Here is a 26,064-nt window from a genome sequence, read left to right as displayed (position 1 = left end):
ATCCGCTGCGTTGATGGCTGGTGGATTCATGTTTGAACTGGAAACAGTTCTGGCGTTTGGCGTAGGAGCGGGCCTGGTGGCCCTGGCGCCGATGGTCAAACGCTTTGGCAATCCCCAGCTCGGCGATTCCATGAACAACACCGGTCGCTCCATGGCCAAGAGCGGCATCAAGCTGGGCGTCACCGTGGCCGGTGCGGCTGGTGCAGCGGCCCGAGGCGTGGCCAAGGGGGCCGCTGAAGCGGCCGAATCGATCGGCGATCTGGTGGCGGAAGCCCGCCATGAAATGCAGAGCAGCGACGACAGTGCTGCCACTCCGGCCAAGGCCAGCAAAGCCTCGACTGCGACCACCGAAGTAACGGTGGAGTGACGGCATCAGTGGCAGTTTCCATTGCAGTCGATAGCCCGTCACCGAACGGACATCGATCCGGCCTCAAGGCCGTTCCCAGTGCCAGGGCCTTGACCCCCTGGCATCCCAGCGACATCCAGATCGTGCACCGCTGCGGCGCGCGCCTACGTCTGCGCCTGCCCAGCACCGATTCTGAGAGCCAGCGCCTGGCCCGATGGATCGAGTCTCAGGCTGAGATCAGCAGCGTTCGCCACAACCGCATCGGAGGTTGTCTTGTGCTGCAACTGGCCCCAACGGCCAAGAGCTGGGATGAGCAGCAGCTTCAAGCCTGGCTCGAGCAGCTGCCCCGCAGCGGTGATCATCGTCTCGACGAAGTGGCGATTGATGCCACGCCGGCGAGCCCGGCGGAGCAAAACGCTGGGGGTGATGAAGAGGAACCGTTTGTTCCCTCCCGGATTGTGCTGCCGGTGAGCTCACTGGCCTTGGCCCTGTTGGCGGGTCCGCTCTCGCTGCCTCCCCTGGCGGTGGCCGCCTTCATCCTGGTGGCCGCACGCCTCAGCTTCAAGCGAGCCTGGGACGGCCTGCGCCAAGAGCGCCGCATCAATGTGGATGCTCTCGATGCCCTGGCGGTGACGATCCACAGCCTGGAGGGCTTCCTGACGGGTCCAGCGCTGATGATCAGCATGATCGAGGGCGGCGAAGCCGTTCGCGACGCGACTCAGCGCATTGCCCATTCCGCCAGCACCGATCTGCTTGCCAGCCTGCAGGCCGATGTGCGCCGGCTCGATGATGCGGGTCAAGAAGAGGTGATTCCCAGTACGGAAGTCGTCGCTGGCGACCGTCTGATCTTCTATCCCGGCGATAGCATTCCTGTGGATGGAGAGGTGGAGAAGGGAGAAGTGAGCTTCGATGTGGTGAAGCTCACCGGTGAATCCGTGCCACGCCATGCCGAAGCCGGCGATGAGGTGCTGGCTGGATTCATTCTTCTCGAAGGCACCCTGATCATGCGCGCCACCGCCGTGGGTGAGCAGACCCGGATCGGCCAGATCACGGCGATGATCGATTCCGCTCCGGTGTTCGACACGCGAGTGGGCAATGTGGCAGCGCGGATTGCCAACCGGTTCGTCTTGCCAACCCTGGCTCTCGCCGGTGTGTCCCTACTACTGAGTGCCGGCAACCTGGCCCAGGCGGCCTCTCTGTTGATGTTCGACCTCGGCACCGGCCTGCGGGTGTCGGTGCCCACCGCGATCATGGCGGCCCTCACCCGAGCCGGCAGTCAGGGCCTCTTGATCCGCAGCGGCCGCGCCCTCGAGCTGCTCAATGATGTGGATGTGGTGGTCTTCGACAAGACCGGCACCCTCACCCAGGGTCACCCCTCGGTGGTTCACCTGGATGTGCTCAACAATGCCTACTCCCGGGAACAACTGATTCGCCTCGCCGCCAGCGCCGAGCAGGGTCTCAACCACCCGATCGCCGAATCGATCATTCAGTTCGCTGCAGCCGAAGACGTGGCGGGTGTCAGCCCGGACGCCTGGGATTACCGCATCGGCCGTGGTGTTGCCGCCGTGATCGACGGACATCAGGTGCTGATCGGCAACGCTCGCCTGCTGCATGAGGAAGGCCTGAGCGAGCCGAAGCTGCCTGAGCGCTCCGAGCTGAACGCTTCCACCCCTGTGTATCTCGCTGTGGATGGCGCCATGGCGGCCGTGTTCCACGCCGCTGATGAGCTGCGGCCCGACAGCAAGGCCCTGGTGCAGGAGCTGCATCGTCGCGGCATCGAAGCCCACATGCTGACGGGCGATGTGGCAACCGTGGCCCATGCCGTAGCCGAACGCCTTGGCCTGTATCCCGAAGAGGTGCACGCCGAAGCGCTGCCCGACCAGAAGGCCGAGCTGGTGAAGAGCTTCAAGGAGCAGGGACGTCGGGTGGTGTTTGTGGGTGACGGCATCAACGATTCCGCCGCCCTGGCCTACGCCGATGTGTCGGTGTCGTTCGCATCCGGCAGTGATCTGGCCCGTGAAACCGCCGACATCGTGCTCACCAACGACAAGGTGTCGGGGTTGATCGCCGCCCAGGACCTATCCCGCCGCACCTTCCGCCTGATCAACCAGAACATCGGCATCGTGGGAGTGCCCAACCTCACCGCCCTGGTAATCGGCACCTTCTTCCCCCTCGGACCGGTGGCCGCCGTTTTGATCAACAACGGCTCCTCCCTGGTGGCAGCGGGCAATGCCATGCGCACGCTGCAGTTCCGCCCGGAACCCCTACCCGAACTGGAGGCCGGCGGCGTGCGAAAGGCTCGCCCTGGCCGCAGCGACGCCAGCACCACAACGGAGGTCGCCGACTCCGAAACGGCGATCCAGCCCCTGCGCGCCAGGGAACTGGCCAAGCGGCTTGGCACCAGCCATCAACAGCTGAGTTCTCTGCGTCGCAAGGGTGAACTGCACCGCTGGAGCCGGGAGAACGATCCCGATGGCCACAGCTGGAGCTACTGCGAGCGCCGCAAGGTGTATGTGCCCGAGGCGTTGGCTGCCGCATGAGTGCTGCCGACTGCCTCAGGCTTCGTCATCGCGGCCGGGGGCGTCGGCGCTACTCCCTCCGGTTTGAGGAGCCGATCGATTGGTCGGCCCTCGCCGACACCCTGCGGGTCAGGCTCACGGGAACACCCTTCCGGTTTCGGCTCAATCCACTTGCCCAATCGGTAGTGATCTCCGGGATCAGTGCCAGCAATGATCAAGACTGGCAACCGGCGGCCGTGGCTCTGGTGGCCGCGCTGGAGGAGATCGGCGCCGCAGCGCCGGCACCGGAGGTGATCACGATTCCCCTACGCAACATCGCCACGCCGCTGCGCCAGAGGCCTGAGCGTCGTTGGCGATGGCTTGTGGCCTTGCTGGGTGGCCTGACCAACCTGATGACCGTCTCCCTCAGTTTGCTTCTCACCCTCACAGCCTTCAGCCTGATCCTGATCGGGGTCCCCGGCTTGCTGCTCCCCCTCTCTCCCGGCGCCCTGCTGCTGCTGCTCGCGGCCTGGTTGATCGAACTGGCCTTTCTGTTGCGGCGCCCCTTCATCGCTTCAGCGCACTGAAGCGCCTCCAAACGTGCACTCTCCTCAGCTGTGGTTGCCGACCTTGCCCACTCCCGGCACTGGACCCAGGTCAGCGACCTGCCCGGGCGGCTGCGGGTGCGATGTCATGGCCTGAACCCCGTCGGGGAACCGGCGAGCAACCGGCTCGACTCCACCCTGCTGCACCACTGCCGGCTCACCCTGAGCAGCTGTCACTGGTTGCGCGGTTTCCGGATCAATCCCCTGGCGGGAAGCATCTGCCTCCACTACCCACCGCAGCATCGGCGCGACCTGAAAACGCTCTTGGAGCGAGCACTGACGCCCCCGCTCCCTGGAAGCGGCCTCGACCTCGCCGATCCGGAACAGTCGCTGTTCGCACCCGGACGGCCCCTGATCCGCCATGGTCTCTCCTGCGCCTCGATCCTCCTGATCGATGCCATCACCCCCCTGCCGCTCACCCTGCTGCTGGGTCTCTCCTCCCTGCTGCTCTGGCCCAGGATTAACGCCGCCCTGCGGCAACTGCGGCAGGGCCGGCTCGATGTGGAGACCTTGGAGCTGGGCTTTTCCACCGCCATGCTGCTGGAGGGTCTGCCCCGCGAAACCCTCACCGACCTGGGCATTCACGATGCCACCGGTGCCGTCCAGGGGGTGATGCAACCGGATGAAGACGTTGTGGATGGCGACCGCCTGCTGGCTCGTCTCGGCCGGGTGGTGCAACTGCAACCGCCAGACAGTGCGGCCGATCCGATCCCCCTGGCCGAGGCCAAACCGGGCCAGCACTACCTGATTCATGGCCAGCAGCTCTGCCCCTTGCGCTCGACGCTGGTGTCGGGCCGTCTGCTGGTGAGCAATCGCCGCATCAACGGCCACTGGCATCCGCGCTGGCTGAAGCGGGGCGAGGTGATTCCCACCGGTTCTCTGGTGATCCGCGGCCAGGGAACTCTCGAACTGAGCGAAGCGCTGATCAGCGATCCCACCTACGCCCTGCTGCACGAACAGCACGACCGCAGCCGGATCGAAACCGGTGTGCTCGATCGGCGCCTGCAGCGACTCTCCGACTGGATGAGTCCGCTGCTGCTGGCCGGTGGCGGCGTGATGCTGGCGCGGGGATCGGGGGAGATTGCCCTGGCGGCGCTCCGTTTCAGCCCGCTGCACAACTGGAGCGACAGCGTCACCGCCTCCAGGCTCACCGCCGTGGCCGATCTGGCCCTGCACAAGGTGCGGATCCGCAACCCGAATGTGCTCAGCAGCCTGGGACGCATCCGCCATCTGGTGGTGACCCAGAGCTGCCTGAATCAGGCCGGCGGCATGCGACTGAAGGAAGAAGCGGCCCCGGGCACCAACCCGATCAAAGGAGAGCTGCTCCGCCTGCTCGCCGGCATTCAAAGCTGGTTGAGCGGAATCAATGGCATGGCGATCTGGACCCGGCAGCTGCAGGAGATCGAAACGCCAACGGCGATCACCTCCGTGGCGATCGAGGCGGAAGGGAGTCGTTACAGGTTGCGCACCCGTGCCGGCGACAGCGTGGTGATCGAAGCGGAACGGCCCGACGATCTGCTGACATCCCTGCGGGTGAGCCGTAATGGTGCCTCCATCGGGCGGATTGTGCTGGAGTTCCTGCCGGATGACCACTGGCTGGAGGCTGCAGAGATGCTCAACCGGCTCGGCATCCGCCTGCATGTGGTGTCGTCGCTTCCCGATGACCAGCTGGAAACCTGTACTGAAGCGCTGCAGCTCCCCGATGACCAGCGGCATGGTGCTTGCGATGCCGAAGCACGCCTCGCCCTGATTCGTCGCTTACAGGGCAACGGCCGAGACGGGGTCGCCTACATGGGCTACCTGCTCCAGGATCTGGCCGCTTTGGAGCAGGCCGACGTGTCGATGGGCATGACCACCCCCGACGACAGCCTCATGGTGGCGCGGCTCTGCGACCTGATGATCCCCACCAATGCCTCCTGGCTGCCGCGCCTGGTGACCATGAGCCGGCGACTGCAACAGGCGGAAACCGGGAACTTCAGCCTGATCACTGGCTCCCAGATCGCCACCGCCTTGATCACCGCCACCGGCTGGATCGCTCCGATGCAAGCGATCCTCTTCTACGACCTGCCGATGTTGCTGGCGGAGCTCAACAACATTCTGAGCGTGCAGACGGCGGGTTATGCCGCATCCGGCCACCCGCTGCCATCGCGAAACAAGCGCCAGGACGCCCGCTGACCTGGACGCTGCATCCTCTGGCAGCGCAGACCACGGCGGATGAAACCAGGTCCTTCCGGCAGGGACTCCACCGAGGGCAGCCGCTTGAGCTGCAACAGGTCGGCGAGTTCACCACTCTCCACCTCAATGCCGGTGCGCACCAGTTGCTCAAGGATGTCGAGCCGCTCGCGGAAGAGCCTCAGATCGGCGTAGAGCTCCGCCTTTCTCCAGTCGCGATCTCCGGTTGGCACGGGCAAGGACGCCTCCACACCGACGGGGTCAAGCACCAGCTCGGCCGCCACCGGTTCCGCATCACCAGCCCCCGCAGCGGCCAGCAGCTGAGCCACATCAGCGGCCTGAACATAGGTGCGCAGGCCACGACGCACCGGCTCAAGCTTGAGGCGATGCAGCAGGAGCAGCACATCGGCCCGCGACAGACCCAGATCGGTCTCCAGTTTGGCGAGAGGCACCAGTTCTTCGCTCATGGGGGACACCGGCCAGCAGGTCTTTGGCCGCCATGATCGAGCCAATGGCCGAAACAGACAACAACAGAATCGGGTCTGTTGTGCCACCCTGCGGCCAACGCGCGTGATTCCCCTCGGCCAGCAATGCACCATGACCCCCAGAAACTCCTGGAGATGCTTCAGGAGGGCCATGCCCGCTTCATGGCGGGGGAATCCCGTCACCCCCACTCCTCTGCCTATCGGCTCCACCAGCTGGTGGAGGGCCAGCATCCGCTGGCGGCGGTGGTGAGCTGTTCCGATTCGCGCGTGCCGGTGGAGCTGCTCTTCGACGCCGGCTTCGGCGACCTGTATGTGGTGCGCACGGCAGGAAACACAAGCTTCACCGACACGATCGGCTCCCTGGATTACGGCGTGCTGGGGCTCAACCTGCAGCTGATCGTGGTGATGGGCCATGAAGGCTGCGGCGCGGTGACCGCGGCCTGCACCCCCCAAGAAGCGATGACCCCGGCCCTGCAGGACCTGGTGCTCAACATCCGCAGCGGCCTCGATGAGGAAGGCGTGGGCTCGGAGCTGGATCGGGCCTTCCGGGCCAACAGCCGGGTGGCGGCCCGGCGTCTGCTCCAGGGCAGTGAGCTGATGCGCTCCAGGGTGGCGGAGGGAACCCTGCGGATCGAAGCCGCCTGCTACACCCTGGAGAAAGGCGATATTGAGTGGCTTGGCCCGGTCAGCGCCAGCTGACAAACAGCTGCGGCTATGCCCGGAACACGCGACGACGTGCCCCTTTCATGCTGCAATCAGGGTGTGATGGTTGTTTTCTGACCCGCGATGTTTGAACTAGAACTCTTGATCGCCATGGGCCTCGGTGCTGCCCTCGTGGCCATCGCCCCCGCCGTCAAGGCTGTGGGTGGCGGCGAGAACCGCGTCAGCCGCTCCATCGGCGACACCGGCCGCGCCATCACCAAGCAGGGGCTCAAGCTGGGCATCCGCCTCGCCGACAGCACGGGTGGCCTGCTGCGGGGGATCGGCCAGGGCTTCTCGGAAGTGGGTGAGAGCTTCACCGATCTGCTGGCGGAAGCCAAAGCCGACCTGGAGCAGAGCAAGGCCAAGCGCACCACCTCGATCAGCAGCAGCCGCTCCTGACTCAGCGACGCTGACGTCCGGCCCTCACCAGCAGCAGCTCGCTGGTGAGGATCGGCATGTCGACCAGGAACACCGCGAGCAGGGGGTGAATCGGTAGCACCAGATTCACCAGCACCACCAACAGATGGGGCAGCAGCACCAGAGCTGCCTGACCGGCCTGATCGCCATGGGAGCGACGACAAAGCACAATCGCAGCGGGCAGCCGGTCGATGCATCGGGCGGCGATCATCACATCGGCAACCGACTGACTCACCTGAGGCTGGGACTCCACCATCGTGATGCCCACATCGGCGGCAGCGATCAGGGGCGTATCAGCATCGGCACCGCCAAGCAGCATCACCGGCCCAGCCTTGCGGCAGCGGTTCACTTGGGCGAGTTGACGCTCCGGTTCCGGTGCCACGACAACGGCCTCAGCGGGCAGATCGAGGCGCTGACAGAGCAGATCCGCCAGCTGCAGATCTGACGCCATCAGCAAGCGGATCCCGATCCCCATCCGCTGAATCCGCTTGAGGGAACGGATCAAACGCCTGGAGAGGTGCACCCGGAGATCGATCGCACCGATCAGCCGGCCGCTGCGGAGCACATAGATCCAGGTCTGGTCGGCATGGCGTCCGAAGGAAGGATCGTGGCGGAGATGCCGGGACTGCAGCAGCCGGGGACCGCCCAATTCCACCCGTTCACCGCGAATGATGCCCCGCCAGCCGAAGGGATGCATCGGCTCCAGGTCATCAACGATGTACGGGTCCAGATCCAGCGCATGCAGCAGGGGCAGGAACGCCGTGAGCCCGAATGGGCGCTGGCGGCATCGGAAGCCGGCCACGATCTGGGCCAACTCCTCCACCGTGGTGTCGTCGAGCGGGTGAATGCCGGCGAGAGATCGCTGGCCGAGCCGCTCCAGCACCGCTTCGGTGATCAGCAGCTGACGGCTGTGGGCGATCCCATCACTCACCTCCGGACGCTTGAGCACCACGCCGAGGTTGAGGGCATCTCGCTGCACGGCGCCGTAGAGCAGCGAACAGCTCAACTGCCAGTCGCTGGCGGGATCGAACTGCAACAGGCCGGCCGCCCCACCGGAATTGCCGGTGGCGAGCAGACCACCCCCCGCCAACAGGATCAAGGGAACAGACCGGGTGTGCAGCCAGCGGGCGCGTTCCACAAGGGCGGGGACATGGGCCTCCGGCTCACGGACTGGGATGTTTTCCAGCCGACGCTCCACTGGATCGGCACATTGGATCACCCGGAGCGTCAGCGCACCGCTCACGAGCTGCACTCCGGAGGGCAACTGCTGAAACGGTCGCACTGCGATCTGCACGGTGCGGCCATCGGCCCATAACGAGGTGATCACGGCCTCCCCATCCATCACCAGGCCATGACAGGGAACCCGGTCTCCGGCGATGAGGCACAGCCTGTCTCCGGGTTGGAGCTCCGCCAGTGTGGGTGTCGAGAGGCGACCATCGCGCTCGATCCGGGTCACCACCGTGCTCAGGCGAAATGCTTCGAGCCGATCGGCGAGACGCTCGTGTTGGCCGTGGTTGGGGGTCCAGCCCTGGAGGGAATGGTTGCCCACCTCGATGCCCCACTCAAGCAGGAGAGCCTGGCTGTGGCCGCGCAGCACCAGCGAGCCATACCAGAGCAGATCCAGGGTTTTGGCCGGTAAACGTCCGGCACGGCGCTCCGCCCAGATCGAGCGGAACAAGGGCACGAACAGCAGGGGGGTGACCGGCAGCAGCAGCAGGATCAGGGGCAGCTCGAGCAGGGCGTTGAGGCTGAAGAGACCAGCCACCAGACCGAGTCGGCGCAGAGAGCGAGCCTCAAGCCGGGGAGTGATCTCCAGGGGAAGGCCAGCCTCCTGCTGGGCGGCCTGCTGCAGCAACAGCGCAATGGCTCGCCGGCGACGCAACCGCTCCGGCCGACCCTCGAGCACCAGGCTTCCCGCCAGGGCATTGAGCCGAAACCGCTTCACCCAACGACGCTGCAGGCTCTGATGGGCGAGAGCCTGGGCCAGCTCAGCATCGAGACCGATGTTCAGCAGCTGCAGACGCACCCGACCGGGGAGCTGGTGCATCACGCGCCAGTGGCTGCCATTGGCGCTGCACTCGAGAACCTGACCGACGCGAAGCTGACTCATGCCTCCAGGCTGCTGGATCCAGGATGGCGATCAGGTGTTCCAAGCGACGACCGTCAGCGGCAATCAGCTGCGAACAGGCACCTCGAGCGCTGCAACATCCAGAGGGGCAAACACTTTGGTGATGCCGGGCACGATCTCGCGCACCGCATCCACGGCAAGCGACAGTCGCTCGATCAAGGCGAGAAGCAGGGGGTGCCCCTCAAAGTCTTGGCGATACACGAGCACGTCACCGGAGGCAAACGGCAACGCCAGGGGAAGGCGATACAGGGGCTTGGGTGCGGTGTGGTGGGTGAGCGGGTTGCCGTAGGAGATAAGCAGTTCCGACTCGCATTTGCCTTCCCATTTTTCGTAGCGATAGCGATGCATGCGCACCGTTGTATTCCAGAGGCCGAGCTGCTTGAGGGCAGCCTCCACCTTCGGGAAGGTCTGGGGCGGCAAGGCGAGGGAGGGATAGGCGGCGAGATCGTCGAGGCTGGGATTTTTGATTTTGGTGAGTGGATGATCCGGAGCACACACAAAGAACGGCTGCATCGCCGTGAGCTGGAGGTAGCGGTAACGCGGATCCACAGGGCCCAGCAGATCGGGCAGGGTGGTGATCTGGCAGTCCACGATCCTGTGGTCGAGCAGCAGATGGCGATGACGGATCGACATGATGTCGGAATTGCCGAGCATCCAGGGGCCGAGCTCAGCGGCGCAATAGGAGAGCGCGGTCCAGTAGGTGGCTTCCAGGCGCAACGGCGCCCATGAGGCCCAGCGTGCCTTCTGATGCACCTGCCGTTCGGCGTTGAGCAGGGAGAGATCGCCGAGCAACTGCCATTCGCCGAAGTCATCGCGCACCAGCTCCAGCCCAAACAGCTCGAGCACCTTGGCGGTGTTGCGACTGACGGTGGACTGGGCACAGCTGAAACGACGCGCCACCGACTCTCCGGTTCGCAACCAGATCAGACCATCGAAGAGCGCAAGCTCATCAAGCTTCAGCACAACTCTTCAGAAACCTGTTTACACCTACCTATTCATCAGCAACCTCGTCCACACTTCATGCGAGATCCGCATGTTTTTGCTGGCAACGACAGTGCCTTAAAAACGGAGAGGGTGGGATTCGAACCCACGAGGGTGTGACCCCTACACGATTTCGAGTCGTGCGCAATCAACCGGACTCTGCCACCTCTCCAGCGCGCCCGATGGGCACACCTCACTGTAAAGGTCGGCCCGTGGCCCGCTGCAAGCGCAACCGCTGGACACCGGCCCGCAGCCAGAGGGCTCGCGTCGCGTCGGCATCCAGCTCCGCACCCAGTTCCAGTCCCGCACTCGCCAGGCGCTGGCCGGGTTGCAAGGGGCTCTGACCCTGGTGCTCGGCCAGCACCGTGCGCGCCAGCGACCGCCAGCAGGGCTGCTGCGATGAAGCCACCGGGTCGAGCACGGCCACCCAGTCGAGCCGGCGATGACCATGGGCCTCACTGAGGCGACGGGCGAGGGCGCAACTGAGACCATCGCCATGGCTACTCACCAGTGCAGCCCGCCCCTGGTGGCGGGCCAGCACCCAATGGCGCCCCCACTGCCCCACCACGACCAGCCCGTCCTTCAGCTGCACGCTGGCCTGCACGATCAGAGCCAGCAGCAACAGGGGGAGCGCCCGCCAGCGCAGGCGGGCGAGGGCGGGCAGGCACCAGGGCAGCAAGCCGAGCAGCAACAGCAGCACCACCCAGGGCTGGGGCCGGCCGGTGAGCAGCTGCGCATAGGGCCAGGTGCTGATCCAGAGCACCAACGCGATCAGCAAACCCGCCAGCTTGGCCACGGGCCAGATCAGCCAGGGCAGCAACAGCGCGGCCAGCCCCACGGGCAGGATCAGCAGCGTCAGGGTCAGCGCCAGCGCCGCCAGGGTGAGGGGCGCCAGCAGCGGCGCCGCCAGCAGATTGGCCACAAGCGCATAGAGGGGCGTCGAGCCGAAGTGCAGCAGCTGCAGTGGCAAGGTCCAGAGCAGGGCCGCCAGCGGCGCGGAGAGGGCTGCCGGCAACCACCCCAGGCAACCCCGTGGCGCTCGCTGCGCCAACCAGGCCTCGATCGGGCCAGCACTGATCACCAGTCCAGCAGTGGCGGCAGCACTGAGCTGAAAACCGATGGAGCGCGCCCAGGCCGGATGGATCAGCAGCATCAGCACCAACGTGATCAGCAGCACCCCCAGCGGACGGCTGCGGCCACCGCCTTCGCGGATCAGCAGCGCCGCTGCCCCCATCAGCACAGCCCGCACCACCGAGGGCTGACCGCCAGCCAGCGCCAGAAAACTGGCCATCGCCAGCCCGCCGCCACCGAGCCGCAACGCCACGGGCAAGGAGCGCACCAGGGCCAGGGTGGTGCCGAGCAGCACCGAAAGGTGAAAGCCGCTGGCGGCCAGGGCGTGGGAGAGCCCCGCCACCCGGAAGGCATCCCGCAGCTCCAGCGGCACCGCCACCTGGGCACTCCCCAGCACCAACGCCGCCAACAGCGATCCCTCCCGGGGCCCCGCCCAGCGCTGCAGCTGGGCGGCGATCCGGCGCCTGGCATCGGCCAACGGCGTCCAATGCTGCGACAACAACCTGAACGCCTCAGCCCGAAACTGGGTGTGCACCCCCTGGGCCGCGAGACGCTCTGCCGCGCCTGGCACGAGGGGATGGGCGGCAGGCGCAGGCTGGCGCAGGCGGCCCTCCGCAGCGATGCGCCAACCCTGCTCCAACCCCCGCTCGCAGGGCTGGATCTGCAGTTCCGTGCGTCCGTTTACCAGCCGCCCGTTCACACGCTCCACCGCCAGCAGCGCCTGACACCGCTCGCCCAGCTTCCGGCTGTCGGCTAGCAGCACCGCCTCGATCTGTTGAGGAGCCTCGATCGACGCATCGCTCAGCACGGCCAGGAGCGGATCGCGTTGCGGCGGGCTCGTCTGGCTGCGCCAGCTCGTCCCTGCCGCCAGGACAAGCAGCAGCAGCAACAGAGCACCGCCGTGGCGCCAGGACAAAGAACGGCAGCGACAGAGCCAGGCGAGCCCGCAAGCCAGCGCCAGCAACACCAGCAGCCAGTGCCCGGGCGTCACGGCCAGGGCCCCGGCCATCAGAGCCGCCAGGGCGAGCGCTGTGGCGGCCAGGGTGAATTCGGAGCGGGGCATGGCGGCAGCACGGAGGCCTTACCCAGAGGATTCCCCTCCCTGAAGACGTCGTTACGCGAGCCGTTCGGCAAGCAGTGGGAAACCGAGGGCTTCACGCTCCGCCAGCCAGGTTTCGGCCACCTTGCGCGCCAGGGTGCGGATGCGGGCGATCGTGGCCGTGCGTTCGGTCACCGAAATCACACCACGCGCTTCCAGCAGGTTGAAGGTGTGGCTGCACTTGAGCACGAAATCGAGCGCCGGGGCCGGCAGCTGCTGGGTGATCAGATCCGACGCCTCCGCCTCATAGATCGCGAAGAGCTGTTTGAGCCGCTCTGGATCGGACGCTTCGAAATTGAACTGACACTGCCCCTTTTCAAAAGGCAGCCAGATGTCGCCATAGCTGCGCTTCGCGTTCCAGCTCAGATCCCAGATGCTTTCCACATCCTGCAGATACATGGCGAGACGCTCGAGGCCGTAGGTGATCTCAATCGACACAGGCCGGCAATCGATGCCGCCGCACTGCTGGAAATAGGTGAACTGGGTCACCTCCATGCCATCGAGCCACACCTCCCAACCCACGCCCCAGGCGCCGAGGGTGGGGGACTCCCAGTTGTCTTCAACAAAGCGGATGTCGTGCTCCTTGGCCTGGATCCCCAAGGCGTCCAGCGAGGCCAGATAGGTCTCCTGAATGCCATCCGGCGACGGCTTGATCAGCACCTGATACTGAAAATAGTGCTGGGCGCGGTTGGGGTTATCGCCGTAGCGCCCGTCGGTGGGGCGCCGGCAGGGCTCGGGATAAGCCACCGCCCACGGCTCCGGACCGATCGCCCGCAGCACCGTGTGGGGGCTCATGGTGCCGGCGCCCTTTTCCGTGTCGTAGGGCTGCAGTAACAGGCAACCCTGTTCGGCCCAGAAGCGGTTAAGCGTGCTGATGATGTCTTGAAAGTGCATCCACGGCGGGCCGATCGCACGCCATTCTCCAATTCAGCCGCACCAGGGGTTCGGCTCAGCCGCTGATGGCGAAACAGCGATGCAGATGGGCGATGGCGTGGTGACGGTGAGGATTGCTGCGACTGGGGCTCATGGTGCCGAGCCAGAAGCTGCCGTCACCCTGAAACACGAGCACGGGCTTGGCCGCCGCCTTGCCGTGGGATTCGAGCAGCGACAGACAGAGCTTCTCCGCCACGTCCATGCCATTGGGGCGAGCCCGCAAGCGGCGCAGCACCGGATCCACCTGGGAGAAGGACACGAAGGTGGCGCGCTGGGAGTCGGTCACCAGGACCATCCCGTCGAGCCACTGCACCTCCAGGAGCAGATCCTCAATCGAGGCGAGCAAGGAAGGAAGGGGAAAGGCCACAGCCATCAACCCAGGTCTTAATCATTTCTTTCTAATCCGCATGGCCGCTTTGTCGCAAGCGACACACCATGAGACGAACTGATGGCTCATGCCTCCAGAAGCAGTAGGCCCATCTGGCCGCCGGCCAGAGCACGGTGGCGGGCAGCGCGAAACCCTGCCTCTAAGGCCAGCTGTTCCTGGGCGGCGCCATCAGGAAACCGCTGCAAACTGGCCTCGAGATAGGCGTAATGCTCCTTCAAGCCCACCAGCGCCGCCGTCGGTACCACCAGTCGGCGCAGGTAGGCGCGCTGAAACGCCTCGCCAGCACCACCGGCCTTCTGCCGATTGAAATCGAGCACGCCGGCGCGGCCACCAGGCCGAAGCAGACGGCGCACCTCCGCCAGCCCCGCCGCAGGATCGGCGAGGTTGCGCAGGCCGTAACCGATCACCACCCCATCAAGGCCGGCCGACGCCAGGCCGGTGTGCAGCGCATCCCCTTGCTGCCATCGCACAGGCAGCCAGGGCTGCTGCTCCGAACGCTGCCGAGCGCGTTGCAGGGGTGCGGCTGCCGCATCCATCCCGAGCACCTCTCCGCCCGGTCGTAACCGAGACGCCAACAACAGGGCAAGATCACCCGTGCCGCAACAGAGATCCAGCCAGCGTTCTCCAGGACAGGGACGCAGCCAAGCCAACAACTGGCGCTTCCAGACACGATGAAGACCAAGGCTCAACAGATCGTTCAGGCGGTCGTAACGGGGCGCCACCGCGTTGAACAGCTGCTCGACGGCAGCGGGATCACCAGGCTTCACAAGGGCAGGCCGTTCAGGGTCATCACCATGACGGTCGCCAGCCCCACGGCCGCCGAACACACCATGCAGCCCGCCAGCATCAGCGAAAACTCCTGCTGATCAATCGCCGCCTGCATCAACTGCAAGGCCCAGGCAACCAGGGCAATCACCAGCACCACCCAGATCACACCCACCGGCATCGCCCAGGAACGCGCAATCAGGGGGAGGCCAGAAGCCAAAGCCTTTCACAGAAGTTCATCAACATTAGAAAACTGGCTCAGGCCTCCGGGGGCCGAATCGGCAACCCCCGACCGAGCAGATCGGCCTTGATCGCCTCCACCGAGAGCACGCCATCGTGAAGCAGGGAAGCGAGCAGTGCCGCCGATGCCTGCCCCCCTTCCGGCCCTGGATCAAGAGCTGCTGCGATGTGATCGATGCAGCCAGCTCCCCCCGAAGCGATCACCGGCACGGGCACGGCCTGGGCCACCGCCCGGGTGAGGGCCAGGTCATAACCGGCCTGAGTGCCATCGCCATCCATCGAGGTGAGCAGGATCTCCCCCGCCCCCAGCTCCGCCACCCGCCGGGCCCAGGTCACAACGTCGAGGCCGGTGTTCTCACGCCCCCCCTTCACGAACACATCCCAACCACCCCCAGGTCTGGCCCGGGCATCGATCGCCACAACGATGCACTGGCAACCGAAGCGCTCCGCCCCCCGCGCCACCAACTCCGGATCACGGACGGCGGAGGAATTGAGGCTGACCTTGTCGGCCCCGGCCCGAAGCAGCTCGGTGATCCCCTCCAGCGTGCTGATGCCGCCCCCCACGGTGAACGGGATCGTCACCGCTTCGGCGGTGCGGCGCACCAAATCCACCAAGGTGGCGCGCCCCTGGTGAGTGGCCGCGATGTCGAGAAACACCAGCTCATCGGCACCCGCCTGGCTGTAACGACTGGCCAGCTCCACTGGATCACCTGCATCGCGCAGGCCAACGAAGTTGACCCCCTTCACCACGCGACCATCGGCCACATCGAGGCAGGGAATCAAGCGCAGGGCAACCATCGGCGGGCAAACGGAAGGCTCAGGCGCAACTGTTAGGGTGACGCCCACTTTCCAAGCCTTGCAGGCCATGTCACAGCAGGCGGCAGTCACCATCGACATCGGCTCCAAGGTGCGGGTCACCCGGGTGCGTGATCGCATTCCCGCCGCTCTGGTGGAGCTGCTCAAGAAGGACGCAACGGGCACCGTCACCGACTTCCGCACCACCGATGGCAAAGGCATCGGCGTGGTCGTGGAGCTCAGCGACGGTTCCACCAGCTGGTTCTTCGACGACGAAATCGCCCCCGCCTGAGGTCCAGGCCATGAGCGACGCCCGTCAGCTGCTCGGCATGAAAGGTGCCAGCGGCACTACCAATATCTGGAAGCTGCGCCTGCAGCTGATGAAGCCAGTCACCTGGATCCCCCTCATATGGGGTGTGGTCTGCGGTGCCGCCGCCAGTGGCCATTACGTGTGGCGCTGGGATCACCTGCTCGCCGCTCTCGCCTGCATGGTGATGAGCGGTCCGCTGCTGGCGGGCTTCACTCAAACGATCAACGACTACTACGACCGCGAGATCGACGCGATCAATGAGCCCTATCGGCCGATTCCCTCCGGCGCGATCCCTCTCGGCCAGGTGAAGCTGCAGATCTGGGTGCTGCTCCTGGCCGGTCTTGCGGTGGCCTGGGGCCTCGATGTCTGGGCGGGCCACACCACCCCGGTGGTATTGCTCCTCGCCCTCGGTGGCTCCTTCGTGAGCTTCATCTATTCAGCGCCACCGTTGAAGCTCAAGCAGAACGGTTGGCTTGGCAATTACGCCCTCGGGGCCAGCTATATCGCCCTGCCCTGGTGGGCGGGCCAGGCCCTGTTTGGCCAGCTCACCTGGTCGACGGCGATTCTTACCCTTGCCTACAGCCTCGCCGGGCTTGGCATCGCGGTGGTGAACGACTTCAAGAGCGTGGAAGGTGATAAAGCTCTCGGCCTTCAATCGCTGCCGGTGGTATTCGGCATCGAACGAGCCAGCTGGATCAGCGCCGGCATGATTGATGTCTTCCAGTTGCTGATGGTTGCCGTTCTGATCGGAATCGGACAGCATTTCGCTGCCGTGTTGCTCGTGTTGCTGATCGTGCCCCAGATCACCTTCCAGGACATCTGGTTGCTACGCGACCCTGTGGCCTTCGATGTGAAATATCAGGCCAGCGCTCAACCCTTTCTTGTGCTCGGCATGCTCGTGACGGCCCTCGCCGTTGGCCACAGCCCCCTGACCCAGGGGATGTGAAACGCACCCGCCGTCACTGGGTGCTCCTCGGCGTCACCGCCGGCTCGATCGGTGTGGGCGTGGCTCTGGGCCAGGCCGCGCTCACCCAGGCTCTCGATGCCACCCTGCCCGATGCCAGGGGTATCGCCCGCTTCAACCGCCCCGGAACGATCACCCTGCTCTCCAGCGACGGCCAGGTGATCCAGAAGCTCGGGCCCGCCACGCGCGAAAAAATCCAACCCGGCCAGATGCCGGAGCTGGTGAAGCAGGCCTTCGTGGCAGCGGAAGACCGCCGCTTCTACGACCATGATGGCGTGGATCTCTGGGGCATCAGTCGCGCCCTGGTGACCAACCTGCGCCAGGGGGCCGTGCGGGAAGGCGCCAGCACGATCACCCAGCAGCTGGCCCGCACGGTGTTTCTCAGCCAGGACCGCACCCTCACCCGCAAGCTGAAGGAAGCGGCTCTGGCCTACAAACTCGAGCGTCAACTCAGCAAGGAACAGATTCTCGAGCAGTACCTCAACTTCGTGTATCTGGGCTCGAGCGCGTATGGCGTTTCTGATGCCGCCTGGGTGTATTTCTCCAAGCAACCGGATCAGCTCACCCTGCCGGAGGCGGCCCTGATCGCCGGCCTCCCGCCGGCGCCTTCGGTGTATTCACCGCTGGTGAACCCCGACCTGGCCCTGGAACGGCGCTCGATCGTCCTCGATCGCATGCAACAGGCCGGCTTCATCTCGGCCGGAGAAGCGGCGGAAGCGCGCAACGCACCGCTCGATCTCAAACCGGCCACACCGAAATACTTCAACAGCGCCGCCCCTTACTTCACCAGCTGGGTCGCCCAGCAGCTGCCCACGATCCTCACCCCCGATCAGCTTGAGGTGGGTGGTCTGAAAATCCGCACCAGTCTCAACCTTGCCTGGCAGAAGGATGCGCAGCAGGTGGTGAAGGAGTTTGCTCCCGGCGGCACCGAGGGAGCGATCGTGTCGATCGAACCCGGCACGGGCCTGGTGCGGGTGATGGTGGGCGGCAAGGATTTCAACGCCAGCCAGTTCAACCGGGCCACCCAGGCGCTGCGCTCTCCTGGCTCCACCTTCAAGTTGTTTCCCTACGCCGCAGCGATCAATGCCGGCGTGAAGCCTGAAGACATCTTCAACGACTCGCCCCGCTGCTGGGGGGGCTATTGCCCGAAGAACTTCGGAAACAAGTATTTCGGCCCGATCTCCCTCGCCGATGCCCTGAAGAACTCGCTCAACACCGTGGCGGTGCAGCTGCAAGACAAGGTGGGCTTCGACCCGATCATTGCCATGGCGAACAACCTGGGGATCGGCACCACGCGCCCCCTGGGCAAGTTTTATCCCATGGCCATCGGCGCCTACGAGCAAACCATCCTCGACATGGCGGCCGCCTACGCGGCGGTGGCCAATCGCGGCGTGTATGTGAAGCCGGCGGCTTTTGAAGAGATCCGCGGACCGGGTGGCGAGGTGATCTGGAGCCGCCGCGTTGATGGAGATCGGGGTCGCCGGGCCGTCGACAGCGATGTGGCCGACGCCATGAACTGGATGCTGCAGCGGGTGGTGGAGGGCGGCACCGGAGCTGCCGCCAAGCTCAACGACCGGCCAGTGGCCGGCAAGACCGGCACCTCCGAGGGTGCTCGCGACCTGTGGTTCATCGGCTCGATTCCCCAACTCACCACGGCCGTGTGGTTCGGCCACGACAACAACCGCGAAACCAACAGCAACAGCGGCGAGGCCGCCTGGGCCTGGAACCAGTTCATGAGCAAGATCAAGAACCAGTTTCCGGTGCAGACCTTCCCACCCAAGCCCGTGCTCAAACGCACCTTCAAAAAGCCCGGCGCCAAAGCCAAGACACCCAAGGAGAACCAGGAAGCGCCTTATCGCGGCTACGACTACGACCCGGATCCGAGCATCTGGGCGCCGGAGCCGGCGCCAGCTCCCGCCCCCCAGGCACCGCCGCCCCGCTACGTGGCCCCACCGGGAGGGCCGCCGGTGGACGAAAACTTCCGGCCCCTGCCGGTGCAGTGATCAGCGTGGCGTTGTGATCACGGCCGCATAAAAGCCATCGCCACCGGCCGGATCGGGCCAGCGCTGCTGCTCCGAGTGCAGTGTCAGCTCGGGATGGGCCGCAAGAAAACCAGCGATCTGGTTCTGGTTCTCCGCCGGATGAATCGTGCAGGTGGCATACACCAAGCGCCCCCCCGGGGCGAGAAGAGCCAGCATCGCGTCCAGCAATCGCGCCTGCAGCGGCAGCAACTCCGTGATCGTGTCGGGCGTGACACGCCAGCGGGCATCGGCATGGCGGGCCAGGGTGCCCAGGCCGGAGCAGGGCGCATCCAGCAGGATGCGTTGAAACGCACCGCGCCAGTGGGGCCGCTCCTGCAGCAGCTCGCAGGCATCGGCGGCAAACGCGTTCACGCAGCCGCAACCGAGCCGGACCGCATTGGCCGCCACCCGCTGCAGACGCCCGGCGGAACGATCCACCGCCCACACCTCACCCGCATCGCCGATCAGCTCGGCCAGATGGGTGGCCTTGCCGCCAGGAGCAGCACAGGCATCGAGCAGCCGCTCGCCGGGCCGGGGCTCCAGCAAGGGCGCCACCCACTGGGCCGCCCGGTCCTGCACACACCAATGGCCCTCCGCATAGCCGGGCCATTGGCGCAGATCCCCAGCAGCGCCGAGCACCTGCAGGCCCGAGCCACACCCTGCAATCGGGCGGGTCGCCAGGCCGGCCGCCGCAAAGGCAGCAGCCACCGCCTCGGGCGTGCTGCGCAGACGGTTGACGCGCAGGTCGAGGGGCGGCACCTGATTGCAGGCGGCGACGATGCGCTCCACTGCGGGCATGGTGGCGCCCCACTCGCCACCGGCCCAGGCCAGTAACTCCTGGCAGAACCACAGCGGCAGCGACTGCTCCAACGACAGGCGCTCCGCCGCATCGGCGGGCAGCGCCAGGGTGTCGCCCGCCTGCCGAGCCCGCAGGGCAGCCCGCAACAGCCCATTCACCACCGGCGCCAGCCGGGCCAGGCGATGGTGCTTGGCCAGCTCCACCGTGGTGTTCACCGCTGCGGCCTCCGGAATCCGCTCCATCCAGAAGAGCTGATACAGCCCCACATGCAGGAGCCAGCGCAACCGGGGCGGCTGCTTGCGAGCGGGCACGCGACCGAGCCGATCGAGCCAGGCATCGAGCCAGAGGCGACGGCGAATGGCGCCATAGGCCAGCTCCGTGGCCAGTCCGCGATCGGCGCCGGAGAGGCCAGCACTACGCAGGGCCCGCTCCAGCGCCACATCGGCGTAGGCACCGGCCGCCACCGCTTCCAGCACCTCCCAGGCGACGCGCCGCGGCCCCAGCCCGGTGGGCGTAGCCACGCCCTGCGAGGCAGCCGAATCAGCCATGCGAATCAGCCATGCGATGGGGTGGAAGGGAGCATGGGCAGGGGAGCGGATCCGATTGGTCAGGTTCCAGACCTAGCGCTCCGCGGATCGCCTGCGGCTCCGGCGTCCAGAGGAAGCGCTTCAAGGGCAGACGCCCCTCATCGTCGACGGGAATGCCTTCGGCGATCAGCATCTGCCGCTGCATCCAGTCGGACCCCTCACGGCTGAGGCTCATCGCCACCCGCCCCTGGGCATTCACCACCCGGTGCCAGGGGATCGGCGAAGGCAAGGGCAAGCGGCGCAGGGCCCAGCCCACCTGGCGAGCGCAGCCGTAGGCCCCGATCCAGTCGGCCACCTGGCCATAGGTGGCCAGCCGGCCCCAGGGGATGCGGGCCACGGCATCCCATACCCTCGAATCAAAGGATCCACCCTGAGGCATGCCCCTGCTCCCCCGCCGGTTTGAAAGGCTGCGCTCGGTGCTCAACCGGCGCATGGCCGATCTCACGGTGCTGGTGGAGCATGTGGAGAAGCCCCATAACCTCTCCGCCATTCTGCGCAGTTGTGATGCGGTGGGGGTGCTGGAGGCCCATGCAGTGAGCCTGAGTGGCAGGCCACGCACCTTCAACAGCACGGCCCAGGGCAGCCAGCGCTGGGTGCCGCTGCACGACCACCCCGACATCGAGAGGGCCGTGCACCACCTGAAGGCGCAGGGCTTCAAGCTCTATGGCACCAATCTGGGCGTGGATGCACGCGACTATCGCGACTGCGATTTCACCGGCCCCTGCGCCTTCGTGCTCGGAGCGGAGAAGTGGGGCCTGAGCGATGCCGCCACCAGCCTGATGGATCAGGCCGTGTTCATCCCGATGCGCGGCATGGTGCAGTCGCTGAATGTGTCGGTGGCCACGGCCACCCTGTTGTTTGAGGCGCTGCGACAACGCCAAGCTTCGGGCCGGGTTCCCCTCCTGGGAGAAGGCATCCCACCTGAGCGCTACAACACCTTGCTGTTTGAGTGGGCCTACCCCCAGGTGGCCAGCTGGTGTCGCGATAAGGGCCGGCCCTATCCGGCCTTGAGTGAGGACGGAGACATTCTCGAGGACCTCCCACGCACGGCACGATTGCACTGTTAAGTGAAAGCAGCTGCTGAGTCCCAGCAGCCGATCAGAACGGAATCAGCACATCCTTACTGGCCTGGGGCCGATCGATCACCGGGATGCCGCGCCGTGCCGTCGGTAGACGCAGGGCGAACAACAGCACCAGGGTTTCGAGCAGCAGGTTGTGGCCGATGAACAGCACCACCAGGGCCAGAGCGATGGCCAGCATCTGCTCCAGCAAACCGATCACATCATCCGGATTGGATCGCCCCGACAACCACAGGTAGGTCATCAGGGAAAGGAAGATCAGCGTGGCCCACCAGGGCATGGCAGCAGCTGCAGATTTCTTCAGTCTGCCGCGTCTCGACCGCTGCTGCTCATCCAGGCCTCCAGCCCTTCACCAAGAAATGAGAGCCCGAGCACCAGCACAAACATCGCCAGCCCGGGATAGAGAGCCGTCCACCAGATGCCGGTGGGCACCGCCGCCAGGGCCAGGTTGAGATCGCCGCCCCACTCCGGCACGGTTTCGGGCAGGCCGAGACCGAGAAACCCAAGCCCCCCCAGCACCAGCACCGCATCGGCGGCATTGAGGGTGAGTAGCACCGGCACCGAGGTGATCACATTGCGCAGCAGATAACGGCGCAGGATCCACACCGGCCCGGCCCCCAGCGATTGCGCCGCCTCCACAAACAACTCGGCCTTCACCTGGGCGGTCTGGTTGCGCACCACCCGGAAATACTGGGGCACATACACCACACACAACGCCGCGGCCGCATTGGGAATGCCCCGGCCGAGAAGGAAGGCGAGCACCACCGAGAGCAGCAGCACCGGCAGGGTGTAGAGGGTGTCCATCAACAACACCAACACCCGGTCGACGCCGCCCCCCAGGTAGCCGCTCACCATGCCCAGGGGCACGCCGATCACCAGGGCGAGGACCACCGCCAGCAGCACCACCTGTAAAGCGACGCCGCTGCCCTGCAGCGTGCGCACGCACACATCGCGGCCAAGCCGATCGGTGCCGCACCAATGCTGCCAAGAAGGCGGGGCGTAAATCGGATTATCCAGGCCGGCATTGGGATCCGGGAGCAGGCCGGCCGCCAGCAGCAGGGGGGTGAGCAGGGCCACGGCGATGTAGATCGCCACGATCACTAGCCCCCAGCGGGCCATGCGCGCCGACAGGCTGGGGCGCGAAAGCCCTAAGGGAGAGAAACCGAAGCTCAAAGGCCGCCGCGGGAGTCGTTGGGTTGGGGGGATTCTCGCTGGGGACCCAACCATCGCCGCAGGCCGAGCACAAATGCAGCGCCGCCCCCCTCAGCCGCTTCCACATGGATCGACCCCTCCATCTGCTGCACCAGGGTCTGCACCACCGACAAGCCGATGCCGCTACCGGGCACGCCGGCCGCATGACGCCCCCGCTTGAAGCGCTCAAAAATCCTCTCGCGATCGGCTTCCGGCACGCCCGGGCCCTGGTCTTGCACCCGCAGCAGCACGCGCTCATCGCTGCAGCTGCAGGACAGTTCCACCGTGGTATGGGGCGGGCTGAACTTGCAGGCGTTCTCCAGCAGATTCACCAGGCACTGCACCAGACGGTCGCGATCGGCGAGGGCCTGAAGCGTGTGGGGATCGGCCAAGTCAGGCGGCACCAGGCGCAGGTGATGGGATCTCGAGCCCTGGGCCAGCCGCAGCGCCTGCTCCGCCGCATCACACACCCGCACCGGCACCGGCTCAACCGCCAACCGGTCGTTGTCGGCGCGGGTGATCGCCAGCAGGTCGCTGATCAGCCGCGAGAGGCGCCGCCCCTCCTCCTCGATGATTCCCAGCTGCTCGATCTGCTGCGGCGTGAGGTTCTCAGACCGTCGCAGCAAGCGACCGCTGTAGCCACTGATCAGGGTGATCGGATTACGCAGTTCATGGCTCACGGTGCTGGCGAACTGGCGCTGCCGGGTGAAGGCCTCCGCCAGGCGAGCCAGCAGATCGTTGAACCCCTGGGCGAGGGGCTGCAGCTCCTCCGGTTCCTGCTCAGGGCGAAACGGCTGCTTTTCCAGTGAGCTGGAGCTCACCGCAGCGATCCTTCGGTTGAAGTACCTCAGGGGCTGCAGGCTGCGCTCGATGCCGCGCCGATTGATCAGGATCGTGACCAGGGACGCCAGGGCGGCCGCCAGCAGAAGCAGGCCGTTCAGCAGGCGCTGGAAGCGCACCTCTTCGCTCACATCCTCAAGCAGATAGAGGTCCCAGCTGGCGCCGCCGAACTCCACCACCCGGCTGGAGATCACGTAGTGGCGATCCTGGTCTTCGAACAGCTGGGGCAAGGTGTTGCGATGGGCCAGGGTTTCGGCCCGCTCCCGCAGACCGGGCATGGTGCTGATCAGGGCATTGCTGCTGCGTTTCGGCGCCACCAGAGAAGCGGGAATGCCCTGGGGATGCATCCACAGGGCCAGGCGGTAGGAGGAGAAATCACTGAGCGTGCGCTGCAGCCCGCTCGAATCGAAGCGTCCCTGTCGGCTGCCGCCGGAGGATCGGGCCATCGCCTGGGCACTCTCCGCCAACAGCAGCTCGGCCCGTCCCATCGTCTGCAGCTGGCGCTGGTGGCGCTGTTCGTTGAACAGCTGCAGATCCACAGCGAGCAGCAAGCCGTAGCCGAGCAGCACCGCGATCAGGCTGGTGCGCTCCAGCCTCGACTGAATCGTGCTGGGGGCCTGCAGCCAGCGACGCCATCGCCTCAACATCCCGGCCATCTCTCAAGCCGCCATGGCGGTGCGAAGCCGCCGGGCGGCACCATCGCGACCCGGCAGCGACTGCTCCAGTTCGAGCTGGAGCACGGGAAGCTCCGGATCGGGCGACACCGCAAAACCGACGGCTGCATCATCGGGAAGTGCATCCAGCACCACCCGATTCTGATAAGCAGCATCGAGGCTGGGAAGGCCCTCCAGGTTGTAGGCCGGTCCACAGCGCATCAACACCCGGCCGCGCCAGATCGCCGACGGTGCCCGACCCACCGAATACACAATCGCGCGGCGGCGCGCCTGGGGGTCGCCGGCTTCGGTGGCAATGGCGAGCACGGGGCGTCGACCGGCCATGGCGCAGGGCCACTGATCCGACACCGGCGGCTCCAGCATGCGGCCCTCGCCGAGGGCGAGTTCATCGCGAATCAGCTCCAGGGTGCGGCGCTGCCGGGCCGATTCCCGCAGCCGCGTCGCCATCGCACCGCCCAGGCGCAGATCACCGGCGATCAGGTTGAGCAACACCCCGAACACCATCACACCGAGGCTGAGGGCGAGCATCAGCTCCAAGAGGGTGAAGCCCCTATCCCGGCTCCTGAATTGGCGCATGGCGTCAGGCCTCCCCAGGATCAGGACGGCAGCGGCTGCTGCTCGGCGCCTCTCCCCCAGCCGGTGCGGCACCGTCGTAGAGGCCCAGGCGGCTGATCCCCAGCGGCAGACTCACCACCAGGCAGCGGCTGCGCTTCAGGCGCCCATGGCTGAGCACCACGGTTCCGCCATCGATCAGCAGCCCGTTGGCGGCGATCCGTAGCACCGGCGGCAGATTGGTGTGCAGCTGAATCGGCCCCTGCTCCAGGGCTTCCTGCAGGGCGAGGCCAGCGCCGGAGCAGGCGACGAGCTCTCCGGGCAGGGCCTCTTCGGCTGACGGCAACCAGCCCTCGGCGTCGAGGCTGATGCCACAGGCGCGCTGCTGGCGCCGGGCGAGGCTGCGACCCCGTTCCAAGCCCAGCTGCAAGCGCCGGGCCGCGGTGTCGAGCTGGAGCTGATCGCGATCGCTGCCGGCATGCACCAGGCCCACCGACGCCAGGATGCCGAGGATGGCGATCGCCACCAGCAGCTCCACCAGGCTGAATCCCTTCGAGGCCTTGTTCATGGCTGGCACAACCCGTAGGCCGCCGCACTGAACAGCTGGCGGCGCCGCGCCGGCCCATGTTCAAGTTCCAACCAGAGGCCCGCCCCCTCAGCCGCCGCAACCCAGCGGCGCTCGGCGCCATCGGGCAGGGGCAGGGCCTGGTCAGCCGCTGCCGCCACGGCCCCTGCCGCAAAAGCGCAGTCGGCGGCTGGATCGAGCAACGCCAAACCATCGTCCAGCGACGCCAACCAGCGGTGGGTGCCGAGGCGCTGGCGCTCCAACTGGTTCGCCCGCTCCTCCAGCTGGCTGCTGCGTTGCACCGCAACCCCGGCCTGACTCCACACGGCCAGGGCGGCACTGCTGCTGGAAGCCAACAGCACCGACGACACCAACACTTCCACCAGGCTCATGACGCCACCTCCCCGTTGACACGTCCCTGCAGTTGGGGCTCGCTGATGCCCAGCACGAGCGGGCCCTCCGGGTTGAGGCTGAGGCGAAAGGCGGCACGGCGACCGTCATCCAGTTGCAGATGCAGCAGCCCCGTATCACCAGAGGGCTGCCAGTCGCGCAGGGTCCAACGGCGTTCCGCCAGCACACCACTGCGCAGCCGGGCGGGATCAGCGGCTGTGCAACCCACCACGCCCCCATCCCAGGCCTGCATCGGCCAGGGCAGCAGACAGGCCTCCTCACCACTGGCAGCGGCGGCAAACGCCTGCGCGGCTGAGCGCAACCAATCGGCCGCTTCGCTGCGCCGCTCAGCGGCCTGCAGACGGAGATGCCCCTGGAGGCTCAGGGTATGGATGGAGGCGCTGCCGAGCAGCAGCACCGCGGATGCGGAGAGGGCCAGTGGCAAGAGCATCGAATCCAAGGCAACT

The 26,064-nt window shown here is 66.2% G+C and carries 28 protein-coding genes and 1 tRNA gene; 10 read left to right on the top strand and 19 right to left on the bottom strand.

Features of this window, described 5'->3' with window-relative positions:
- Positions 1 to 13 precede the first annotated feature (13 nt).
- The 4 genes from SynWH8101_RS03410 (at position 14) to SynWH8101_RS03395 (ending at position 5,624) form a co-directional block, all read left to right on the top strand.
- Complete coding sequence (locus tag SynWH8101_RS03410) at positions 14 to 367, top strand: hypothetical protein (protein ID WP_130128560.1); 354 nt, start codon at positions 14 to 16, stop codon at positions 365 to 367.
- An 89-nt stretch (positions 368 to 456) separates the two neighbouring features.
- Positions 457 to 2,886 carry a cation-translocating P-type ATPase gene (locus SynWH8101_RS03405; RefSeq protein WP_254428033.1) on the top strand — a complete coding sequence of 810 codons (2,430 nt, stop codon included), beginning with the start codon at positions 457 to 459 and terminating at the stop codon, positions 2,884 to 2,886.
- Complete coding sequence (locus SynWH8101_RS03400; protein WP_130128558.1) at positions 2,883 to 3,431, top strand: hypothetical protein; 549 nt, start codon at positions 2,883 to 2,885, stop codon at positions 3,429 to 3,431. Before SynWH8101_RS03405 ends, SynWH8101_RS03400 begins: the two co-directional genes overlap by 4 nt.
- A gap of 30 nt (positions 3,432 to 3,461) precedes the next feature.
- Complete coding sequence (locus SynWH8101_RS03395) at positions 3,462 to 5,624, top strand: cation-translocating P-type ATPase (RefSeq protein ID WP_130128557.1); 2,163 nt, start codon at positions 3,462 to 3,464, stop codon at positions 5,622 to 5,624.
- Here SynWH8101_RS03395 and SynWH8101_RS03390 read toward each other — a convergent pair.
- Positions 5,567 to 6,088, bottom strand: coding sequence for a hypothetical protein (locus SynWH8101_RS03390; RefSeq protein WP_130128556.1), 522 nt, complete (start codon positions 6,086 to 6,088; stop codon positions 5,567 to 5,569). The genes SynWH8101_RS03395 and SynWH8101_RS03390 overlap by 58 nt on opposite strands.
- A gap of 123 nt (positions 6,089 to 6,211) precedes the next feature.
- Between SynWH8101_RS03390 and SynWH8101_RS03385 the strand changes: the two genes are divergently transcribed.
- Complete coding sequence (locus SynWH8101_RS03385) at positions 6,212 to 6,805, top strand: carbonic anhydrase (RefSeq protein ID WP_130128555.1); 594 nt, start codon at positions 6,212 to 6,214, stop codon at positions 6,803 to 6,805.
- An 87-nt stretch (positions 6,806 to 6,892) separates the two neighbouring features.
- The gene (locus tag SynWH8101_RS03380; protein WP_130128554.1) at positions 6,893 to 7,207 is read left to right on the top strand and encodes a hypothetical protein; all 315 of its coding nucleotides are present in this window, start codon (positions 6,893 to 6,895) and stop codon (positions 7,205 to 7,207) included.
- Between the two features lies 1 nt (position 7,208).
- Here SynWH8101_RS03380 and SynWH8101_RS03375 read toward each other — a convergent pair whose 3' ends face one another.
- From SynWH8101_RS03375 to hisF, 9 genes are all read right to left on the bottom strand, one after another.
- Positions 7,209 to 9,335, bottom strand: a complete 2,127-nt coding sequence (locus tag SynWH8101_RS03375) for a hypothetical protein (protein WP_130128553.1) — start codon at positions 9,333 to 9,335, stop codon at positions 7,209 to 7,211.
- Between the two features lie 63 nt (positions 9,336 to 9,398).
- Positions 9,399 to 10,316 (bottom strand): LysR substrate-binding domain-containing protein, encoded by a 918-nt coding sequence (locus tag SynWH8101_RS03370; protein ID WP_130128552.1) that lies wholly within the window; start codon positions 10,314 to 10,316, stop codon positions 9,399 to 9,401.
- Positions 10,317 to 10,419: 103 nt separating this feature from the next.
- Positions 10,420 to 10,506, bottom strand: a tRNA-Ser gene (locus tag SynWH8101_RS03365).
- 21 nt (positions 10,507 to 10,527) lie between these two features.
- Positions 10,528 to 12,468 carry a ComEC/Rec2 family competence protein gene (locus SynWH8101_RS03360; RefSeq protein ID WP_130128551.1) on the bottom strand — a complete coding sequence of 647 codons (1,941 nt, stop codon included), beginning with the start codon at positions 12,466 to 12,468 and terminating at the stop codon, positions 10,528 to 10,530.
- Between the two features lie 51 nt (positions 12,469 to 12,519).
- Positions 12,520 to 13,398 carry a glycine--tRNA ligase subunit alpha gene (glyQ, locus tag SynWH8101_RS03355; RefSeq protein ID WP_130128550.1) on the bottom strand — a complete coding sequence of 293 codons (879 nt, stop codon included), beginning with the start codon at positions 13,396 to 13,398 and terminating at the stop codon, positions 12,520 to 12,522.
- A 55-nt stretch (positions 13,399 to 13,453) separates the two neighbouring features.
- Positions 13,454 to 13,804, bottom strand: coding sequence for a hypothetical protein (locus tag SynWH8101_RS03350; protein ID WP_038001534.1), 351 nt, complete (start codon positions 13,802 to 13,804; stop codon positions 13,454 to 13,456).
- An 86-nt stretch (positions 13,805 to 13,890) separates the two neighbouring features.
- Positions 13,891 to 14,592, bottom strand: coding sequence for a bifunctional demethylmenaquinone methyltransferase/2-methoxy-6-polyprenyl-1,4-benzoquinol methylase UbiE (ubiE, locus tag SynWH8101_RS03345; RefSeq protein ID WP_130128549.1), 702 nt, complete (start codon positions 14,590 to 14,592; stop codon positions 13,891 to 13,893).
- The gene (locus SynWH8101_RS03340; RefSeq protein WP_254428032.1) at positions 14,589 to 14,810 is read right to left on the bottom strand and encodes a hypothetical protein; all 222 of its coding nucleotides are present in this window, start codon (positions 14,808 to 14,810) and stop codon (positions 14,589 to 14,591) included. The genes ubiE and SynWH8101_RS03340 overlap by 4 nt, the downstream gene beginning before the upstream one ends.
- Positions 14,811 to 14,848: 38 nt before the next feature.
- Positions 14,849 to 15,628 (bottom strand): imidazole glycerol phosphate synthase subunit HisF, encoded by a 780-nt coding sequence (hisF, locus tag SynWH8101_RS03335; protein ID WP_130128548.1) that lies wholly within the window; start codon positions 15,626 to 15,628, stop codon positions 14,849 to 14,851.
- A gap of 67 nt (positions 15,629 to 15,695) precedes the next feature.
- On the opposite strand from hisF, the gene SynWH8101_RS03330 reads away from it, so the two are divergent.
- From SynWH8101_RS03330 to SynWH8101_RS03320, 3 genes are read left to right on the top strand one after another with little or no spacing between them, the layout of a single operon-like run.
- Positions 15,696 to 15,917 carry a DUF2862 domain-containing protein gene (locus tag SynWH8101_RS03330; RefSeq protein ID WP_130128547.1) on the top strand — a complete coding sequence of 74 codons (222 nt, stop codon included), beginning with the start codon at positions 15,696 to 15,698 and terminating at the stop codon, positions 15,915 to 15,917.
- A 10-nt stretch (positions 15,918 to 15,927) separates the two neighbouring features.
- Positions 15,928 to 16,881: a chlorophyll synthase ChlG gene (gene chlG / locus SynWH8101_RS03325; protein WP_130128546.1), complete on the top strand. Its 954-nt coding sequence runs from the start codon at positions 15,928 to 15,930 to the stop codon at positions 16,879 to 16,881.
- Positions 16,878 to 18,902 (top strand): transglycosylase domain-containing protein, encoded by a 2,025-nt coding sequence (locus SynWH8101_RS03320; protein WP_130128545.1) that lies wholly within the window; start codon positions 16,878 to 16,880, stop codon positions 18,900 to 18,902. The genes chlG and SynWH8101_RS03320 overlap by 4 nt, the downstream gene beginning before the upstream one ends.
- On the opposite strand, the gene SynWH8101_RS03315 is transcribed toward SynWH8101_RS03320, so the two are convergent.
- Complete coding sequence (locus SynWH8101_RS03315) at positions 18,903 to 20,267, bottom strand: 16S rRNA (cytosine(967)-C(5))-methyltransferase (protein ID WP_130128544.1); 1,365 nt, start codon at positions 20,265 to 20,267, stop codon at positions 18,903 to 18,905. It lies immediately after the preceding gene.
- Positions 20,260 to 20,685 (bottom strand): MGMT family protein, encoded by a 426-nt coding sequence (locus SynWH8101_RS03310; RefSeq protein WP_254428031.1) that lies wholly within the window; start codon positions 20,683 to 20,685, stop codon positions 20,260 to 20,262. Before SynWH8101_RS03310 ends, SynWH8101_RS03315 begins: the two co-directional genes overlap by 8 nt.
- On the opposite strand from SynWH8101_RS03310, the gene trmH reads away from it, so the two are divergent.
- Positions 20,684 to 21,373, top strand: coding sequence for a tRNA (guanosine(18)-2'-O)-methyltransferase TrmH (gene trmH, locus SynWH8101_RS03305; protein WP_130128543.1), 690 nt, complete (start codon positions 20,684 to 20,686; stop codon positions 21,371 to 21,373). The genes SynWH8101_RS03310 and trmH overlap by 2 nt on opposite strands.
- Before the next feature lie 31 nt (positions 21,374 to 21,404).
- On the opposite strand, the gene SynWH8101_RS03300 is transcribed toward trmH, so the two are convergent.
- The 7 genes from SynWH8101_RS03300 to SynWH8101_RS03270 are packed head-to-tail and all read right to left on the bottom strand — an operon-like array spanning position 21,405 to position 26,048.
- Positions 21,405 to 21,665: a hypothetical protein gene (locus SynWH8101_RS03300; RefSeq protein ID WP_130128542.1), complete on the bottom strand. Its 261-nt coding sequence runs from the start codon at positions 21,663 to 21,665 to the stop codon at positions 21,405 to 21,407.
- A 20-nt stretch (positions 21,666 to 21,685) separates the two neighbouring features.
- The gene (locus SynWH8101_RS03295; RefSeq protein WP_130130320.1) at positions 21,686 to 22,504 is read right to left on the bottom strand and encodes an ABC transporter permease; all 819 of its coding nucleotides are present in this window, start codon (positions 22,502 to 22,504) and stop codon (positions 21,686 to 21,688) included.
- Between the two features lie 50 nt (positions 22,505 to 22,554).
- Positions 22,555 to 24,063, bottom strand: a complete 1,509-nt coding sequence (locus SynWH8101_RS03290; RefSeq protein ID WP_130128541.1) for a HAMP domain-containing sensor histidine kinase — start codon at positions 24,061 to 24,063, stop codon at positions 22,555 to 22,557.
- Between the two features lie 12 nt (positions 24,064 to 24,075).
- Positions 24,076 to 24,666: a prepilin-type N-terminal cleavage/methylation domain-containing protein gene (locus SynWH8101_RS03285; protein WP_130128540.1), complete on the bottom strand. Its 591-nt coding sequence runs from the start codon at positions 24,664 to 24,666 to the stop codon at positions 24,076 to 24,078.
- 4 nt (positions 24,667 to 24,670) lie between these two features.
- Positions 24,671 to 25,210 (bottom strand): GspH/FimT family pseudopilin, encoded by a 540-nt coding sequence (locus SynWH8101_RS03280; protein ID WP_130128539.1) that lies wholly within the window; start codon positions 25,208 to 25,210, stop codon positions 24,671 to 24,673.
- Complete coding sequence (locus tag SynWH8101_RS03275) at positions 25,207 to 25,599, bottom strand: hypothetical protein (RefSeq protein WP_130128538.1); 393 nt, start codon at positions 25,597 to 25,599, stop codon at positions 25,207 to 25,209. The genes SynWH8101_RS03280 and SynWH8101_RS03275 overlap by 4 nt, the downstream gene beginning before the upstream one ends.
- The gene (locus SynWH8101_RS03270) at positions 25,596 to 26,048 is read right to left on the bottom strand and encodes a hypothetical protein (protein WP_130128537.1); all 453 of its coding nucleotides are present in this window, start codon (positions 26,046 to 26,048) and stop codon (positions 25,596 to 25,598) included. Before SynWH8101_RS03270 ends, SynWH8101_RS03275 begins: the two co-directional genes overlap by 4 nt.
- Positions 26,049 to 26,064 lie beyond the last annotated feature (16 nt).

Source organism: Synechococcus sp. WH 8101, from assembly GCF_004209775.1.
Lineage (GTDB): Bacteria > Cyanobacteriota > Cyanobacteriia > PCC-6307 > Cyanobiaceae > Synechococcus_C.
This window is presented reverse-complemented; position numbering and strand designations above follow the sequence as displayed.

Coding starts and splice junctions, on each gene's coding strand:
- SynWH8101_RS03410 (WP_130128560.1), top strand. CDS start 14: ATGGCTGGTGGATTCATGTTTGAACTGGAAACAGTTCTGGCGTTTGGC.
- SynWH8101_RS03400 (WP_130128558.1), top strand. CDS start 2,883: ATGAGTGCTGCCGACTGCCTCAGGCTTCGTCATCGCGGCCGGGGGCGT.
- SynWH8101_RS03390 (WP_130128556.1), bottom strand. CDS start 6,088: ATGAGCGAAGAACTGGTGCCTCTCGCCAAACTGGAGACCGATCTGGGT.
- SynWH8101_RS03385 (WP_130128555.1), top strand. CDS start 6,212: ATGCACCATGACCCCCAGAAACTCCTGGAGATGCTTCAGGAGGGCCAT.
- SynWH8101_RS03380 (WP_130128554.1), top strand. CDS start 6,893: ATGTTTGAACTAGAACTCTTGATCGCCATGGGCCTCGGTGCTGCCCTC.
- SynWH8101_RS03375 (WP_130128553.1), bottom strand. CDS start 9,335: ATGAGTCAGCTTCGCGTCGGTCAGGTTCTCGAGTGCAGCGCCAATGGC.
- SynWH8101_RS03360 (WP_130128551.1), bottom strand. CDS start 12,468: ATGCCCCGCTCCGAATTCACCCTGGCCGCCACAGCGCTCGCCCTGGCG.
- glyQ (WP_130128550.1), bottom strand. CDS start 13,398: ATGCACTTTCAAGACATCATCAGCACGCTTAACCGCTTCTGGGCCGAA.
- hisF (WP_130128548.1), bottom strand. CDS start 15,628: ATGGTTGCCCTGCGCTTGATTCCCTGCCTCGATGTGGCCGATGGTCGC.
- SynWH8101_RS03330 (WP_130128547.1), top strand. CDS start 15,696: ATGTCACAGCAGGCGGCAGTCACCATCGACATCGGCTCCAAGGTGCGG.
- chlG (WP_130128546.1), top strand. CDS start 15,928: ATGAGCGACGCCCGTCAGCTGCTCGGCATGAAAGGTGCCAGCGGCACT.
- SynWH8101_RS03315 (WP_130128544.1), bottom strand. CDS start 20,267: ATGGCTGATTCGGCTGCCTCGCAGGGCGTGGCTACGCCCACCGGGCTG.
- trmH (WP_130128543.1), top strand. CDS start 20,684: ATGCCCCTGCTCCCCCGCCGGTTTGAAAGGCTGCGCTCGGTGCTCAAC.
- SynWH8101_RS03310 (WP_254428031.1), bottom strand. CDS start 20,685: ATGCCTCAGGGTGGATCCTTTGATTCGAGGGTATGGGATGCCGTGGCC.
- SynWH8101_RS03300 (WP_130128542.1), bottom strand. CDS start 21,665: ATGCCCTGGTGGGCCACGCTGATCTTCCTTTCCCTGATGACCTACCTG.
- SynWH8101_RS03295 (WP_130130320.1), bottom strand. CDS start 22,504: ATGGCCCGCTGGGGGCTAGTGATCGTGGCGATCTACATCGCCGTGGCC.
- SynWH8101_RS03290 (WP_130128541.1), bottom strand. CDS start 24,063: ATGTTGAGGCGATGGCGTCGCTGGCTGCAGGCCCCCAGCACGATTCAG.
- SynWH8101_RS03285 (WP_130128540.1), bottom strand. CDS start 24,666: ATGCGCCAATTCAGGAGCCGGGATAGGGGCTTCACCCTCTTGGAGCTG.
- SynWH8101_RS03280 (WP_130128539.1), bottom strand. CDS start 25,210: ATGAACAAGGCCTCGAAGGGATTCAGCCTGGTGGAGCTGCTGGTGGCG.
- SynWH8101_RS03275 (WP_130128538.1), bottom strand. CDS start 25,599: ATGAGCCTGGTGGAAGTGTTGGTGTCGTCGGTGCTGTTGGCTTCCAGC.
- SynWH8101_RS03270 (WP_130128537.1), bottom strand. CDS start 26,048: ATGCTCTTGCCACTGGCCCTCTCCGCATCCGCGGTGCTGCTGCTCGGC.